The organism is Bacillus sp. FSL K6-0994, from assembly GCF_038630815.1.
GTDB lineage: Bacteria > Bacillota > Bacilli > Bacillales > Bacillaceae > Bacillus > Bacillus safensis.
This window is the reverse complement of record NZ_CP152043.1, coordinates 2,609,993-2,624,597: the sequence shown is the minus strand read 5'-3', so window position 1 is coordinate 2,624,597 and position 14,605 is coordinate 2,609,993. Positions and strand designations below refer to the sequence as shown.

The window sequence follows — 14,605 nt, the reverse complement described above, 5'->3', positions numbered from 1 at the left end:
AAGTCCATTGATAGGACTTCAGCTTTTTTTGTATTATGATGCCTGTTTCTGGCGTTCTTCTGAAGCAGAAGAAGTGAAAAGTGAGATCACGAACCCAATGGCGACCCCAAGTATCGCAGGGACAAGCCAGCCAATGCCAAGGTCATAAAAAGGCAACACTGTTTGGAAAATGTCTTTTACTGGACCGATTGGAAGCTTTGCTGCTGCTAAGCCGTCAAATAAGCTCACGCACCCTGTTAAAATTAACGAGAGGACATACACAGGTCTTCTATGTCCAAGCCATTTATCAGCAAGTGATAGAACGATGATCACAATCGCCAGCGGATAAATCGCTGTTAAGACTGGAACAGAGAAAGCAACAATATGAGCAAGTCCAAAGTTAGAAATAATGAAACTAAATATTGTAACAAGTGTCACGACCATTTTATAAGAAAGCTTAGGAAGTAACTTTGAGAAATACTCTCCGCATGATGTGACAAGACCGATACTTGTTGTTAAACAAGCGACTGTGATGGCAGCACCTAACACAATATTTCCTAGACTGCCGAAAAGGAACTGAGAAGACTGAGCTAAGATTTTGCTTCCATCTCCAACGAATCCAATGGCATGTGTACTAGAAGCGCCTAGATACGCAAGCGATAAGTAAACGAAGGTTAATCCAGCAGCTGCAATCAAACCCGCTTTGATACAAGCAGAAGCCAGTGCCTTTTTGCTTGTCACACCGCGTCCTTTAATCGCGTTGATGACAACAATTCCAAATACAATAGAAGCAAGAGCATCCATCGTTTTATAGCCCTCTAAAAATCCTTTGAAAAACGATCCGTTGCTATAAGATACATCTGGTGTACCAATCACGCCCATCGGCGTCAAAATGGCTTTTACAATGATAATAAAAATAATCGTAAATTTAATCGGTGTTAATATTTTACCTACACGATCCACGATTTTCGTTGGATTTAAAGCAAGGTAATACGTAATACCGAAAAAGACGAGTGTAAATAAAAGAAGGGACAGCCAAGCTGGTACGCTTGATAAAAATGGTAATGCGCCAATCTCATACGAAACCGTTCCTGTACGCGGAATAGCGAAAAGCGGCCCAATGGATAAATATAAAATAACGGTAAATGCTGTTCCAAACACTGGGTGAGCCTTATCTGCAAGTCCTTTTGCATCACGCCCTGTTAAAGCAATTGCAATAATCCCGAGTAGAGGTAAACCGACACCTGTTAATAAAAATCCGCCCATTGCTTTCCATACATTTGTTCCGGCATATTGCCCAAGCTCTGGTGGATAAATCATATTTCCGGCGCCGAAGAATAAAGCAAATAACATAAAACCTATAATAATCGTATCTTTCGTCGACAATGTTGCCTTCATTGAATATAAAGCCTCCAATATTATGTTGAAATATTCTGTTAATTAGCTGCTAAAACGGTTCTTCATTAACATTCACTAATTATAAAGGATGTACGCCTGATGTCAACATGTGTTTTCATACAAAAGTCATGAATTTTTCTATTTTAGTATATGAAGAACATAAAAAAACATCCCTTTCTCTTATGGAAAGGGATGTTTTTAGTTTTGATGCTTGATTAAGCAGGCTGTTTAGGTGGACTCGTAAACAAAGAAATAAGAAGACCAATAATGGCTCCAAGTACGGCAGGGATAGCCCAGCCTATCCCAAGTTTGTATAAAGGAACAGTAGCTTCTAAAATTTTATTTAATCCGCCAAGAGGAATCTTCGCTGCCACTAACCCGTCGATTACGGCAAAGATACCTGTAAAAATGAGTGAAGCGATATAAATAATCCGTCTTCCGTTGATCCAGCGATCAAGAAAAGATAAGAGAATGATCACGATGGCTAACGGATAAATCGCAACAAGAACCGGAACAGAGAGCGAAATAATTTGCGCTAGTCCAAGGTTTGCTACAACTGTACTGAATAAAGATACAACTAAAACAACTGTACGATAAGAAAAGCGTGGAAATAGTGAAGAAAAATATTCCCCGCAGGATGAAACCAGTCCAATACTTGTGGTCAAACATGCAAATAAAATCGCAGCCCCTAGCACAATATTTCCAGCAGAACCAAATAAAAAGTTTGCCGCAAGCGAAAGGAGTTTCCCTCCGTCATTTGCCCCGACCATGCCTGTAGCCTCAGGACTTGACGCCCCGACATAAGCGAGTGATATGTACACAAGAGCTAGTCCAGCAGCTGCGACAAGCCCTGCTTTAATACAGGCTGCTGCAATCGATTTTCGTTCTGTCATACCACGTTCTTTCACAGCCGTGACAACGACAATTCCGAAAACGATTGAAGCAAGAGCATCCATCGTTTTGTAGCCTTCTAAAAACCCGGTAAAGAGCGGGCTTCCTTCATAGGTTGGATGCGGACTGCCAATTCCACCCATTGGTGTCGCAATCGCTTTGATCACAATTAAAGCAATGACAGCGAGTAAAATTGGTGTTAAAATTTTACCGATTCGGTCAACGAGTTTCGATGGATTTAAAGCAAGAGCATAAGTAATGCCGAAAAAAGCAATCGAAAACAAGAATAATGGAATCCATGATTCAGACTGCGCTTCAGTCAGAAACGGCGCCAGCCCAATTTCATAAGAAACCGTTCCAGTACGAGGGATCGCAAAGAAAGGCCCAATGGATAAATATAAAATGACGGTGAAAATGGTACCGAATGTAGGATGAGCTTTGTCAGCAAGCCCTTTTGCTCCAGTTCCTGTCAGGGCAACGGCGATGACACCTAAGAGCGGAAGTCCAACTCCTGTCAGTAAAAATCCACCGATCGCAAGCCATACGTTTTCACCTGCGTACTGTCCAAGTACAGGAGGGAATATCATATTGCCTGCGCCGAAAAAGAGTGCAAACAACATTAAGCCGATGGCTAATGTGTCTGTTTGACTTAACTTATTATTCATAAGGTTATCCCCCTATTATTTTATTTTTCCGCCATGTTTAAATATTCTGTCAATTTAGGAAAAAATATGACAATGGCACTATGCATGATATAGTGAATTGATGAGGTTGTCAATATACCGCTTTATATTGAAATAAAAGGAATTCGGATCATATTAGTTAAACGCAAGAGGATAAGGAGTTTCGCCATGATGTATCTTGATAATAGTGCAACCACAAAACCGTACCCTGAGGTTTTACAAGTATATCAGCAAGTGAGTGAACGTTATTTTGGAAATCCATCTTCGCTTCATCAGCTCGGAATTGATGCAAGCCGGCTGTTAAATGAAACGAGAAAACAAATGCTTCACTACACGGGCTTGAAACAATATAAGATTATTTTTACTTCTGGTGCAACAGAAGCGAATAACATTGCCATTAAAGGGGCAGCACTTGCCAAAATGAACCGGGGCAAGCATATTGTGACCACAGAAATAGAGCATCCTTCTGTTATTGAATCGTTTGAACAGCTGAAGGCGTTATTTGGCTTTGACATCTCCTATATTCAAGTAAATGAGCATGGCCATGCAGATATGACTCATTTAAAAGAAGTGCTTCGCCCTGATACAGTGCTTGTCAGCATGATGCACGTCAATAACGAAACCGGTGCCATCCAGCCAATTGAAGAAGCTGCTGGCATTATTCGCGAGCATGCCGAAAACGCACTTTTTCATGTCGACGGGGTGCAGGGAATGTGCAAGGTGGCACTCAATAAACAGCTGGATGTAGACATTTTGACAATGTCAGGCCATAAAATTCATGGTTTAAAAGGCACTGGAGCACTCTTTTTAAAGAAAGATGTCACTCTCGCCCCTTTCATTACTGGGGGAGAGCAGGAATTAGGACTTCGTTCAGGTACTGAAAACCCTGCTGGAGCTGTCAGCTTAGCAAAAGCCATGAAACAATCATTTGAACAGCTTGACAAGTATCATAATGAGATGCTGAACTTAAAAACGCAGCTGCAAAAACAGCTTGGAGAGATAGAAGGTATTGTGATGAATACACCGAGGGCGCAAAGTGCGCCGCACATTGTGAATTTTTCAGTGCCGGGTATTCAAATTGAGGTCCTCCTCCATATGCTTGAAAAAGAAGGCATATATGTTTCTACAACCTCTGCCTGCTCAGCTAAGAAAAAAGAGCCAAGCCGTATCCTGTTGGCAATGGGAAAACCAGAGGAAGTAGCCAAAAGCAGTATGAGAATCAGCTTGACGTATGGACAAGGACCAGAGCTAACGCCGCAAATCATCACATCGATCGCACAAAGTGTGAAAAAATTAAAAGGAATGAGATAACAGCATGAAATATGATCATATTTTAGTCCGTTTTGGTGAGATCTCAACAAAAGGGAAGAATAGAAAGAAATTTATTGAAAAACTAAGACAGCACATTCGATTCGTCCTAAAGGATTTTGAAGCATTAAAGGTTGCATCTGATAGAGACCGCATCACGATTATGCTGAACGGAGAAGACCCTGAACCAATTTCAGAACAGCTCAAAAGTGTATTTGGCATTCAGAGCTTTAGTCTTGCGGTTAAATGTGAGACGAATCTAGATGCGATTAAAGAAGCGGCACTAACAGCGGTACAGGAAGTGTATGAACAAGGAAATACATTTAAAGTCTCAACGAAACGCTCTTATAAACAATTTGAACTTGATTCAAATGAAATGAACCGTGAAATTGGCGGACATGTTCTAAGGAATACGGAAAACTTAACGGTCAATGTGAAACAGCCGGATGTGCATTTACGCATAGAAATCAGAGAGAACGCAACGTACATTACATTTAAAGATGTTAAAGGTGCAGGCGGCCTGCCGGTCGGTTCTAGCGGAAGAGCGATGCTCATGCTTTCCGGCGGCTTTGACAGCCCGGTTGCCGGCTATCAAGCAATGAAACGCGGAATTGAAATTGAAGCTGTGCATTTCTTTAGTCCGCCGTATACAAGTGAACGTGCCAAACAAAAGGTCATTGATCTTGCAGAATGCCTGGCAGCATATGGAGGCGAAGTGAAGCTTCACATCGTACCTTTTACAAAAATTCAAGAGCTGATTCACAAACAAGTACCTGAAAACTATACGATGACATCAACAAGAAGAATGATGCTGAAAATAGCTGACAAAATAAGAGAAAAGCGCGATGCCCTTGCGATTATTACCGGAGAAAGCCTTGGTCAAGTGGCAAGTCAGACACTTGAAAGCATGTATGCCATTAACCATGTGACCAATACACCAATCATCCGCCCGCTCATTGCTGTCGATAAAAATGACATTATTGATGAAGCGAGAAGAATTGGCACATACGATACAAGCATTCAGCCTTTCGAGGATTGCTGTACGATCTTTACGCCGCCGTCCCCTAAAACAAAACCAAAGCTTGAGAAGGTAGAACGCTACGAAAGCTTTGCTGATTTCGAGCCGATGCTGGACGAGGCAGTAGAGCAAATTGAAACAATTATTGTGACAAATGAAAAGAAAGCGGCAGACGAATTCGCTGATTTATTCTAAAATGAAAATTTCATAATAATTACCATAAAATCAATCGCATGAAGTCATGTGTTTCTACACATTCTATATTCACAAGGAGGTGAGAACACATGGCTCAACAAAACAGACAAAGCAGTTCTAACCAATTACTAGTACCAGGCGCTGCACAAGCTATCGACCAAATGAAGTACGAAATCGCTTCTGAATTTGGTGTAAACCTTGGTGCAGAAACTACATCTCGCGCTAACGGATCAGTTGGTGGAGAAATCACTAAGCGTCTTGTATCTTACGCTCAACAACATATGGGTGGCGGATCTTTCTAAGACACACAATTTAAAAGCTATGGCTTATGAGCGGGATCCTTCCCGCTCTTTTCTTTTTGTACATATAAATAGTTAGAATATTTTTAAAAAAGAAGACGGATGAAAAAAATTATGGCATAATACTAGGAGTAGGTCCTAATTCAAGCATTTTTCAGTTATGAGTGTTAGAATAGGTAAATTGAAACATGTTTCGTTTCATAAGAAAGAGGCTAAAAGGAGCTGTACCATGAAAAGAGAAGACTTAATTGCACCAGAACAATATAACTTAGTCAGCGAGATTGAAGCGTTCAGTCATGACAAGGAGAAAATGGCCCTGCACTGGCAGGACGGCAATGGCCACGAAGCGCATGTGACGTATGCAGCATTAGTGGAAGAGGCAAATAAAATTGGACATGTTTTATTAATAGCAGGCTTCAAAAAAGGCGATAAAATCATTGTGATGGTGCCGCGCATGCTCGAGGCATACAGCATTTATTTAGCGATTTTGAAAACAGGAATGGTCGTGATTCCTTGTTCAGAAATGCTGCGTGCAAAAGATATAGATTATCGAATTGAACATGCAGAAGCAAAGGGAGCGATCGTTTACTCTTCATTCATTCAATCGTTCGACGGAACCAAACAGCCAAACGATTTTATAACATTCTCAATCGGTGAAAACGATCATGGCTGGAGAAACATTCTAGCGCAAAAAGAAGAGCAATCAAACGAACTTGAGTTGGCAGATACAAAGCGCACAGACATGGCGTTTTTATCCTATACATCAGGTACAACAGGGAACCCTAAAGGGGTTGTTCATACACACGGATGGGCGTATGCACATTTACGCACAGCTGCCAAAGCATGGCTCTCCATTAGTGAAGGAGATAAAGTATGGGCAACAGCAGGACCAGGCTGGCAAAAATGGGTGTGGAGTCCCCTCTTATCTGTGTTAGGAAGTGGAGCAGAAGGCTTTGTGTATGGAGGAAAATTCAATCCAAATACATATTTAGAGCTGCTTCAAAAAAATGAAATCAATGTCCTATGCTGTACACCGACAGAATATCGCTTTATGGCAAAAGTAGATGATTTAAGTCAGTACGAGCTGCCGAAGCTGCATAGTGCTGTTTCTGCGGGAGAGCCGCTGAACCGTGAAGTCATTGATACATTCAAAAAGCATTTCGATATAGAAGTACGAGACGGCTATGGCCAAACTGAAAGCACACTGCTCGTAGGGGTGCTAAAAGGAATGGACATCAAGCCAGGCAGTATGGGAAAACCAACCCCTGGCAACGAAGTAGATATCATTGATGAGGATGGAAACGTCTGCGCACCTGGAGAAATTGGTGACATTGCGGTCCATCTTGAAACGCCGGCTTTATTTAAGGAATACTATAAAGACGAAGAGCGTACAAAAGCGCAGCGCCGCGGCAATTACTTTATTACGGGTGACCGCGCGAAAAAAGACGAAGATGGGTACTTCTGGTTTGAAAGCCGCAGAGATGACATCATTGTCAGCTCAGGCTATACGATTGGACCGTTTGAAGTAGAAGATGCGCTGATTAAGCATCCAGCAGTGAAGGAATGTGCAGTTGTGGCGAGCCCGGATGAAATCAGAGGATCAATCGTGAAAGCATACGTCGTCCTTCGTGATGGAACTGTGCAAAGTGATGAATTGATCAAAGAGCTGCAAACACATGTGAAAAACACAACAGCACCATACAAATACCCAAGAGAAATCGAATTCATTGACGAACTGCCAAAAACACCGTCAGCGAAAATTCGCCGTGTAGAGCTGAGAGAAAGAGAGCTTGCACGAAAAGGTCAATCATAAAGAAGAGAGAAGCGTATGGATGGAAGCATCCAGCGCTTTTTTGTATGGAAAATCAAATTCGTTGAAAGTGAGCATAATGTTTTATGTTAAAATGTGTAGGAATTGCTGAAAAAGGAGAATGTTAGTAGATGTCCATTGCGATCATTCATGGAATTGTACTTGCCTTTGGTCTTATTTTACCTTTGGGCGCACAAAATGTATTTGTATTTCAACAAGGAGCGCTGCAGCCTCGATTATATCGAGCAATGCCTGTCGTCATCACGGCTGCTCTTTGTGACACACTTTTAATTGCTTTAGCTGTCATAGGTGTTTCTGTTGTGGTGTTTACCATTCCAGTGCTGCAAATGGGTCTTTATATCATTGGTTTTTGTTTTTTAGTTTATATGGGATGGACCGTATGGAACACAAGCTCATCATCAGGTGATCAAGAGAAGCAGAAATTAATGCCTGCAAGAAAACAAATCGTATTCGCCTGTTCAGTTTCTCTTTTAAATCCCCATGCGATTCTCGATACAATTGGTGTCATTGGTACGAATTCGCTGCAATATAGCGGCGCAGAAAAGCTGGCGTTTACACTTGCCTGTATCATCGTGTCCTGGTTATGGTTTATTGGACTCGCCCTTTTAGGGAAGATGTTAGGAAAGTTAGATACAAACGGCAAATGGATGAACCGTATTAATAAGGCTTCGGCGGTCATGATCTGGCTGGTTGCGTTATACATTGCGTATCAATTGATTGTGTAAGGTACATAGAGAATCAAACAAAGAAGCGTTTGGACGTAATGATCCTGCGCTTTTTTTATGTTGGAAGTGTAGCAGCCTTACAATATATCGGAATCAAACCTATGAAATTCTTTGAGTTTGGGATGATCGAAAGAACTATTTCAGAAACGTCTGCTTTTCATATATTGGGATAAGTCACTTTTCTTCTATTTTGATCCTGTTCTGTTTTAAAATGACATTGAGGCGGGGTCACTCATCCTCGTCATTTGAAAAGGGGGATATGGATGAAGAAAACATTGTTTAAAGATGCAGCTCTTTTAACACTGGATCCATCTTTAGGTTTTCTTGAAAAGGGAGATTTATTAATTGAAGGGAAACATATTTTAGAAGTTGGACCTTCAATTGAAGTAAGCGATGCTGACATTGTTGATGCATCTGATATGGTCATCATGCCAGGTCTTGTAGATACACATCGGCATGTGTGGCAGTCTGTCATCCGGGGCATAGGAACAGATTGGTCTTTGCAGACATATTTGAGCAAAATCTATTATGGCAACTATGGAGCGATGAGGCGTCCATCCGACGATCGCATCGCCAATTATTTAGGGGCATTAGAGGCTTTAGATGCAGGTGTGACCACGTTTTTAGACTGGACGATGATCAATTCAATGGATCATACAGAAGAGCTCATTGAAGGATTAAAAGATGCGGGCATACGAGCTGTTTTTGCTTTTGGGTCCTCTGGAGATGCTGAATATTGGGATAGAGAGAGTACGCTCACCAATATGGAGGACGCAGCACGTGTGAAAAAAGCGCATTTTCAATCATCAGATCAGCTTTTAACAATGGGACTTGCGATTCGTGGACCAGAGTTTTCTTTATGGGAGACGTCGGTATTTGAAATTGAAACAGCCCGGTCTCTAGATGCTCTATGCAGTATGCACATCGGCTTTGGGAATTGGGGAGCGGAGGATCGATCGATTGAGCGGCTTCATAAAGAAGGGTTACTCGGACCGGATTTGAACATGGTGCATATTAATGCAATTGATGCGGATCAAATGAAGATGCTGGCAGACAGCGGAAGCTCCATATCCATTACCCCTGAAATTGAAATGATGATGGGTCACGGTTATCCTGTCACAGGACTTGCGATTGCACAAGGTGTTCTTCCAACGCTCGGTGTAGACGTAGTGACAGCGACAGGAGGAGATTTGTTTGCCCAAATGAAATTCGGACTTCAAGCAGAGCGCGCGATCCAAAATCAATCGTTATTAATGGATGGGATCATGCCGGGGCCTGAACTTGGGCTGTCTGCTTATCAAATGCTTGAAGCTGCGACGATCAATGGGGCTCGTGCATTACAGCTCGATCATAAAATTGGGTCGCTTACACCTGGGAAAGAAGCTGATTTCATCCTAATCGACCGGACAAGCATGAATCTTCTGCCGATGACAGATCCGGCTGGCGCGGTTGTCCAAACGGCACACCCTTCAAATGTTGATTCTGTTTATGTGGCTGGGAAAGCAGTGAAACGAAACGGAAAGCTTGTTGATGTGAACCTAGAAGAGGTCAAACGAAAAGCTTATGCAGCAAGAGACCATATTTTATCACACAAGTTTGAATCAACACCTTCGTAAATAAAATAACCCCATAGGCGATGCCTATGGGGAATTGTTTACAAGGATTCTTTGATGACCTTTTTATAATATTGGACAGACAGAAATCCGAAGACAGAATAGAGGGCAGTGTAAATCGACATGACGATGAGCATTGGAGTCCACAATTCTCCGCCGAACAAAAACCAGCCTGATTGTACAGCAAAGTAGCTGTGCAGCAATCCGATGATGAGCGGAATCCCAAAATTAAACAGCTGTTTAAGCCGGATGCCTTTTAATAGATCCTTCTCAGTAAAACCAAGCTTACGCAAGATCGTGTAGGAGCTTTGTTCCTCTTCACTTTCATTCATTTGTTTAAAGTATAAAATACAGCCTGATGTGACAAGGAAGCTGAGACCTAAAAATCCGACCACAAACATCATCAGTCCTATTGTTTGTTTTTGCTGCTGAGCTGAAGCTAATTGAGACATGCTTTTGTCACTTAGTTTTAAAGATGTAAACACGCTATTTGCTTGTTCAAGATTTTTATCATCTTTTATATTGACTGCGTTATATTGGCTATTCTTAAGCTGCAGCTTTGGATCTTTCTGCTTGTCGAGCTGCTCAAAAACATTTTGACTCACGACGGCAACAGGCAGACCGCCAAAAGTGAAGTTGTAAGAAATGAGATAATCTTTCTTCATATCCATGACTTTCAAATCAACAGGCTTTTTGATGAGAAGTTTCACATTGCCTGAGCTTTGAATCGGCATGAATTTCTTTAATAGATCACTGTAGCCGCTTAAGATCACTTCGTTGTTCTCCACATGAATATTTGGTGCGTTTTTCTCACTGATCACAGGCAGTGTCAATACGCCTGGATCATTATTCATATTTTTCAACTCTGAATCCATGATTTTTTTCGCATCAAATTTTGCTTGAATCACTTTGACCTGCTTTTGATCATAAGCAATATGTTTGTCAGAAAGTGCACGAGTGAAAGTTGCTGCTTCTTTTTCTGAGCCCATGACGAAATGAGCTGGAATTTGCTGCTCAGCGGTTTTTTCTGCTGAGTAATAGGAAATGTAGCTTAGAGCCAGCAAACCGATGGCAAGTGCAGATACGGTTGTAATAATCGTTAAAAGCAGTGCATTTGATTTTAGCCGGAACATAATGGATGACAAAGATAACACTTCGTGAATGGCGAGATAGCCATTTTTTCTTTTGCGTACGATATTGGCAATGAAAGAAACAGAGCCTTTGTAAAAAAGAAAGGTACCGATGATGACAGAGGCTAAAATATAAATCATAGCTAAAAGTAACTCAAGCATCGACGTATATGACCCGGTAAAAAGCTTAGAAGAAATATAATAGCCTGAGCTGATCAAGACAATACCGAAAACCCCAATGATGATTTCAAACACAGAGATCTTTTTCACACGCTGTTCTGTCGAAGATGTTGTTCTAAACAAAGATAAAATGGTCTGTCTATTAATAAACCATCTATTTCTTAACATGATTAATCCATAGATGATGAAAAAGACGATAAGTGTCTGTAAAAGGGCCATGCCTGAAAAGTGCAGGTTGGCGATGGCGCTGACGCCGGTTACTTTAAATAGCACCATCAGCATGAGTTTTGAACCGATAAATCCAGCTATGATGCCAACACCCATGGAGAATACGTATAGAATAAAATTTTCTGCATTAAGCAGTTTAGCAATTTTTTGTTTCGTCATGCCGATGAGCTGAAGGAGGCCTATTTCTCTCCCTCTGCGTTTAATAAAAATGCTGTTCGCATATAACAGGAAGATCCCAACAATGGCAATGAGTAGTACAGAAGCGGCTTTGATCGCCGCACCGCCCTTAATGGAGCCTTTTACATCATCAAGTGCTGGTGAGTACTGCAAGGTGACAAAGGAAAAATAGAGCGCGACACTAAACACGAGAGCAAACACATACAAATAGTAATTCTTCAAATTTTTCTTCAGGTTACGGAAGATGAGCTGATTAATGTTCATGCTTCACACCGCCTAAGACACCTTGCGTTTTCATAATATCCTCGAAAAACATTTTTCTTTCTAAAGCGCCTTTATTCAACTGTGTATAAATCTGTCCATCCTTGATAAAAATGACGCGGCTTGAATAGCTGGCTGCGACAGGATCATGTGTCACCATCACAATGGTCGCTTTTCGTTTACGATTGAAATCTTGCAGCTTGTTGAGCAGGTCAGATGCAGATTTGGAATCAAGTGCCCCTGTAGGTTCATCAGCGAAAATAAGACTTGGTTCATGAATGAAGGCACGAACCGCCGATGTCCGCTGCTTTTGTCCGCCAGAGAGTTCATTCGGGTATTTGTCTCTTAGTTCATAAATCCCCATGTCTTCCGCGAGCTGCTGAAAACGTTCAAAAGCTTCTTTTTTTGGTGTTTTGGAGATGGATAAAGGCAAAAGAATATTTTCTTTGACCGTGAGTGTATCAAGTAAATTATAATCTTGAAAAACAAAGCCAAGCTGCTTTTTTCTAAATTCCGCAAGCTGCTGATCCTTCATTTGCGTCATCTCAGCATCTGCAATACGAATGGATCCGCTGGACACATGATCGATTGATGACAATACGTTCAGAAGGGTTGTTTTCCCCGAGCCTGATGGCCCCATAATACTGACAAATTCCCCGGCTTCAATGGTCAAATCAATGCCGCTCAGCACCTCTTGTTTGTTGAATTTATTTCCATAGCTTTTATAAATTTTGCGAGCTTCTAAAATGTTCATTTGCTGAACCCCTTTTTCTTTTAATTGATATCTCTAGTATAAAAAGAAGCCTGCTAGACGTCCTTCGATTTGGCGAACAAAATAGACGAGCATGTGACATTGTTGTCACATGCTTGTTTTTTAAACAAATTGTATGTAAACCAGTTTCTTTTCAGGGTGAGTTTTCTTTCCCCATTTATTTTATCTGTTTTTCACTCTTATGGATCAATCTTCTCTGATTTTTCATGTCATGATGTTGTTTGGAAGCTTTACATGGTCATTTTATTCATGTATGATATGCATATTGAATATATGCATAGTAAATCTATGTATTGGAGGTAACTAAGAATGAAAGTGAGTAAAGAGCTTCTAAAGGGAAGTACATCTACCCTTATATTAAGCTTATTAAATGAAAGACCAATGTATGGATATGAAATGATTAAAGAATTGGAGACGAAGTCGGAAGGGATTTTCAGTTTTAAAGAAGGGACAATCTATCCTATTTTGCACAATTTGGAGGCGAAAGAATTCATTATATCTTACTGGGGCGAAGGGAGTGGCAACCGGAAAAGAAAGTATTACAAAATCAATGAACAAGGGAAAGCATTGATGCAGGAAAAGAAAGAAGAATGGAACGTATTCAAACATGCAGTCGAAGGCGTTTTGAACGGAGAGAAAATCGCATGGGATTAGATAAAAAGTTCGAGAAGTATGTCAAAAGTGTATGTAAACGAATTAAAAATAAAGATGTTCATTCGAGTGTAAAGCTTGAACTGATGGATCATTTATACACACTAAAAGAGGAAGCAATGAATGCTGGGGTGTCTGAAGAAGAGGCGGTAGATCAAGCGTTGAACCAAATTGGTGATGCGGAAATTCTTGGAATGCAGCTTCATGAAACTCATAAAACCCAAATGGATTTTAAAATGATTCTTCTAGTGTTAGCCACTTGTTTTTGCGGGCTGTTTGTGATGTACTTTTTGCAGTTTCATTCAGATTTTACAAATCTTCAAAACATGAACATTTTTTATAAAATCCTTGCCTTTTATTTAGTGGGTCTAGTGCTTATGTTTGGTTTGTTTTCATTCGATTATCGGCGCTTATTGAAATACTCTTGGCATTTATACATTGGGACACTCGGAATGCTGATTTTTTCGATGATGTTCGGGGCAAGAGTGAACGGTATACTTTTTTTAAGAATAAGTGATGTATCAATAAATTTGACTGAGATTATGCCTTTTCTTCTAGCTATTTCTTTAGCAGGTATCTTTCACAATTGGAGTTGGGAGAATGGGCTCAAAGCTTGGCTTGGAGTAGGGATTATGGCTTTACCGATTATTTTAATCAGTACGATTGGTTTTCTTCCTGCGACCGTTATTTGTCTGGTCATGTGCTTAACCGTGATGTATGTGTCTAGCGCAAGTTTATGGCAAATCATTATGCTGACAGCAGCAGGCATTTTATATCTGATGGTTGAATTATTTTCTCTTTTTCAAGCAGATGGGCACCTTTCCTTTTATAGAATTCATGAATTCAGCTCAAACGGGCTTCAGATCACCCCTTATGCCATGTCTGAAGTTCACACGGATTGGATGTTTACATATATCATTTATTCATTTGGCTGGTTCGCAGGGCTCATTGCGCTCATGTTGTTTGTCATCTTTATTCACAGAGTATTTCATACAGCAAAACGAGTGAAAATGGCTTATGGCAAAATGGTCATGACAGGTTTAGCCGCTGTGTTTGCAGCAAAATGTCTCTTAAGCATTTTCACAAACTTTGGCTTTCTGCCTTTATCTGGAGTGTCTATGCCTTTCATGAGTTATGGAGGTTCACATATTCTTCTAGAAATGATGGCTGTTGGGCTGATCTTAAGTATTTATAGACGGAGACAGATGGGAGATGTTTTTCGCCAAGAAGCGGGGAGTATTTCCTAAGTAAACCACCGCAATCTCT

12 protein-coding genes are annotated in these 14,605 nt (G+C 40.9%); 8 read left to right on the top strand and 4 right to left on the bottom strand.

The window, feature by feature from the left end; translation table 11 throughout:
• Positions 1 to 33: 33 nt before the first annotated feature.
• The gene (gene brnQ, locus MHB69_RS13580) at positions 34 to 1,377 is read right to left on the bottom strand and encodes a branched-chain amino acid transport system II carrier protein (protein ID WP_342495677.1); all 1,344 of its coding nucleotides are present in this window, start codon (positions 1,375 to 1,377) and stop codon (positions 34 to 36) included.
• 215 nt (positions 1,378 to 1,592) lie between these two features.
• A complete protein-coding gene (gene brnQ / locus MHB69_RS13575; protein WP_342495676.1) occupies positions 1,593 to 2,933 on the bottom strand; it encodes a branched-chain amino acid transport system II carrier protein in 1,341 nt (446 codons plus the stop codon).
• A 186-nt stretch (positions 2,934 to 3,119) separates the two neighbouring features.
• Here brnQ (MHB69_RS13575) and MHB69_RS13570 point away from each other — a divergent pair, with 186 nt between their 5' ends.
• The 6 genes from MHB69_RS13570 (at position 3,120) to MHB69_RS13545 (ending at position 9,943) form a co-directional block, all read left to right on the top strand.
• Positions 3,120 to 4,262: a cysteine desulfurase family protein gene (locus MHB69_RS13570; protein ID WP_034279560.1), complete on the top strand. Its 1,143-nt coding sequence runs from the start codon at positions 3,120 to 3,122 to the stop codon at positions 4,260 to 4,262.
• 4 nt (positions 4,263 to 4,266) lie between these two features.
• Positions 4,267 to 5,472, top strand: a complete 1,206-nt coding sequence (gene thiI / locus MHB69_RS13565; RefSeq protein ID WP_034279564.1) for a tRNA uracil 4-sulfurtransferase ThiI — start codon at positions 4,267 to 4,269, stop codon at positions 5,470 to 5,472.
• Between the two features lie 89 nt (positions 5,473 to 5,561).
• Positions 5,562 to 5,774 (top strand): alpha/beta-type small acid-soluble spore protein, encoded by a 213-nt coding sequence (locus MHB69_RS13560; protein ID WP_024424829.1) that lies wholly within the window; start codon positions 5,562 to 5,564, stop codon positions 5,772 to 5,774.
• A 226-nt stretch (positions 5,775 to 6,000) separates the two neighbouring features.
• The gene (locus MHB69_RS13555) at positions 6,001 to 7,584 is read left to right on the top strand and encodes an acyl--CoA ligase (protein ID WP_342495675.1); all 1,584 of its coding nucleotides are present in this window, start codon (positions 6,001 to 6,003) and stop codon (positions 7,582 to 7,584) included.
• A 128-nt stretch (positions 7,585 to 7,712) separates the two neighbouring features.
• Positions 7,713 to 8,327, top strand: coding sequence for a LysE/ArgO family amino acid transporter (locus tag MHB69_RS13550; protein ID WP_061109474.1), 615 nt, complete (start codon positions 7,713 to 7,715; stop codon positions 8,325 to 8,327).
• A gap of 263 nt (positions 8,328 to 8,590) precedes the next feature.
• Positions 8,591 to 9,943, top strand: a complete 1,353-nt coding sequence (locus tag MHB69_RS13545) for an amidohydrolase family protein (protein ID WP_342495674.1) — start codon at positions 8,591 to 8,593, stop codon at positions 9,941 to 9,943.
• A 38-nt stretch (positions 9,944 to 9,981) separates the two neighbouring features.
• Here the strand turns inward: MHB69_RS13545 and MHB69_RS13540 are convergent, their stop codons facing one another.
• Both MHB69_RS13540 and MHB69_RS13535 read right to left on the bottom strand, forming a co-directional pair.
• Positions 9,982 to 11,919, bottom strand: coding sequence for an ABC transporter permease (locus tag MHB69_RS13540; RefSeq protein WP_061109472.1), 1,938 nt, complete (start codon positions 11,917 to 11,919; stop codon positions 9,982 to 9,984).
• Positions 11,909 to 12,670: an ABC transporter ATP-binding protein gene (locus MHB69_RS13535; protein WP_024426158.1), complete on the bottom strand. Its 762-nt coding sequence runs from the start codon at positions 12,668 to 12,670 to the stop codon at positions 11,909 to 11,911. Before MHB69_RS13535 ends, MHB69_RS13540 begins: the two co-directional genes overlap by 11 nt.
• Before the next feature lie 327 nt (positions 12,671 to 12,997).
• Here MHB69_RS13535 and MHB69_RS13530 point away from each other — a divergent pair, with 327 nt between their 5' ends.
• Positions 12,998 to 13,342: a PadR family transcriptional regulator gene (locus MHB69_RS13530; protein ID WP_120208793.1), complete on the top strand. Its 345-nt coding sequence runs from the start codon at positions 12,998 to 13,000 to the stop codon at positions 13,340 to 13,342.
• The gene (locus MHB69_RS13525; RefSeq protein ID WP_120208790.1) at positions 13,333 to 14,586 is read left to right on the top strand and encodes an FtsW/RodA/SpoVE family cell cycle protein; all 1,254 of its coding nucleotides are present in this window, start codon (positions 13,333 to 13,335) and stop codon (positions 14,584 to 14,586) included. Before MHB69_RS13530 ends, MHB69_RS13525 begins: the two co-directional genes overlap by 10 nt.
• Positions 14,587 to 14,605 lie beyond the last annotated feature (19 nt).

What these genes read in the sequence shown, in the direction of transcription:
- MHB69_RS13540 (WP_061109472.1), bottom strand. Translation starts at nt 11,919, where the DNA reads ATGAACATTAATCAGCTCATCTTCCGTAACCTGAAGAAAAATTTGAAG.
- MHB69_RS13550 (WP_061109474.1), top strand. Translation starts at nt 7,713, where the DNA reads ATGTCCATTGCGATCATTCATGGAATTGTACTTGCCTTTGGTCTTATT.
- brnQ (WP_342495676.1), bottom strand. Translation starts at nt 2,933, where the DNA reads ATGAATAATAAGTTAAGTCAAACAGACACATTAGCCATCGGCTTAATG.
- MHB69_RS13530 (WP_120208793.1), top strand. Translation starts at nt 12,998, where the DNA reads ATGAAAGTGAGTAAAGAGCTTCTAAAGGGAAGTACATCTACCCTTATA.
- thiI (WP_034279564.1), top strand. Translation starts at nt 4,267, where the DNA reads ATGAAATATGATCATATTTTAGTCCGTTTTGGTGAGATCTCAACAAAA.
- MHB69_RS13555 (WP_342495675.1), top strand. Translation starts at nt 6,001, where the DNA reads ATGAAAAGAGAAGACTTAATTGCACCAGAACAATATAACTTAGTCAGC.
- MHB69_RS13525 (WP_120208790.1), top strand. Translation starts at nt 13,333, where the DNA reads ATGGGATTAGATAAAAAGTTCGAGAAGTATGTCAAAAGTGTATGTAAA.
- MHB69_RS13545 (WP_342495674.1), top strand. Translation starts at nt 8,591, where the DNA reads ATGAAGAAAACATTGTTTAAAGATGCAGCTCTTTTAACACTGGATCCA.
- MHB69_RS13570 (WP_034279560.1), top strand. Translation starts at nt 3,120, where the DNA reads ATGATGTATCTTGATAATAGTGCAACCACAAAACCGTACCCTGAGGTT.
- MHB69_RS13560 (WP_024424829.1), top strand. Translation starts at nt 5,562, where the DNA reads ATGGCTCAACAAAACAGACAAAGCAGTTCTAACCAATTACTAGTACCA.
- MHB69_RS13535 (WP_024426158.1), bottom strand. Translation starts at nt 12,670, where the DNA reads ATGAACATTTTAGAAGCTCGCAAAATTTATAAAAGCTATGGAAATAAA.
- brnQ (WP_342495677.1), bottom strand. Translation starts at nt 1,377, where the DNA reads ATGAAGGCAACATTGTCGACGAAAGATACGATTATTATAGGTTTTATG.